The sequence below is a fragment of the Embleya hyalina genome (assembly GCF_003967355.1).
Lineage (GTDB): Bacteria > Actinomycetota > Actinomycetes > Streptomycetales > Streptomycetaceae > Embleya > Embleya hyalina.
Map to the genome: position 1 here is coordinate 1 of NZ_BIFH01000005.1, position 1,012 is coordinate 1,012.

General features: G+C 67.8%; 1 protein-coding gene and 1 pseudogene. Both read left to right on the top strand.

Features of this window, described 5'->3' with window-relative positions:
• Positions 1-58: 58 nt before the first annotated feature.
• Positions 59-229 (top strand): annotated as a pseudogene (locus tag EMA17_RS55180) (transposase); the annotation flags it as partial.
• Positions 230-258: 29 nt separating this feature from the next.
• A complete protein-coding gene (locus EMA17_RS00020; RefSeq protein ID WP_371862937.1) occupies positions 259-990 on the top strand; it encodes an IS5 family transposase in 732 nt (243 codons plus the stop codon).
• The last annotated feature ends 22 nt before the right edge of the window (positions 991-1,012 follow it).

Here is a 1,012-nt window from a genome sequence, read left to right on the forward strand (position 1 = left end):
CCTAGGACTTGTCCGGCCGATCATGTGACTACTTCACGTCTTGGTCGTTGTTGTGGGCATGGGGCGGGGTGATCTGACGGATGCGGAATGGGAACGGTTGCGGCCGTTCCTGCCGGTAAGCAACAGGCGTTGTGGCAGGTGGCGGGATCACCGGCAGGTGATCGACGGGATCCTGCACCGGGTACGGACCGGGGTTCAATGGCGTGACCTGCCCGAACGGTTCGGCCCCTGGAAAACCGTGTACGAACGCCATCGTCTGTGGTCGGCCGACGGGACCTGGGAACGTCTGCTCCGGCAGGTCCAGGCCGAGGCCGACGCCGCCGGTGGTATCGACTGGGACGTCTCGGTCGACTCCACCATCGTGCGAGCGCATCAGCACGCGGCGGGTGCTCGCATCGACCCGCCCCCGGCCCCCGGTTCAAAAGGGGACGCGGCGGTGGAACACCAGGACGAGACGCCGTGGCAGAGCCTGGTTTCCCGCCTGGTGGAGGTGGTCTCGGAGGCGAGGGCCTGGGGCGCTCGCGGGGCGGGTTCACGACCAAGATCCACCTGAGTGCGGACGGCCGTTGCCGCCCGTTGTCCCTGGTCGTGACACCGGGACAGCGGGCCGACTGCACGCAACTCGGGCCCGTGTTGGAGAGGATCCGTGTCCCGCGGACCGGATCGGGCAGGCCGCGCACCAGACCCGACAGCCTCGCCGCGGACAAGGCCTACAGCAACGGCCCCTGCCGCAGGTACCTGCGGCAACGCGGCATCCGGCACACCATTCCGGAGAAGAGCGACAGCCGGGCCGCCCGCCTGCGCAAGGGATCACGCGGCGGACGGCCACCCGGCTTCGACGAGGAGCGCTACAGGAAACGCAACACCATCGAACGGGCGATCAACCGACTCAAGCAACACCGGGCCGTGGCCACCAGATACGACAAACGCGGCTACATCTACCTCGGAACCGCGACTGTCGCAGCCCTCACCGTCTGGCTCCGAACATGATCGGCCGGACAAGTCCTAGTCG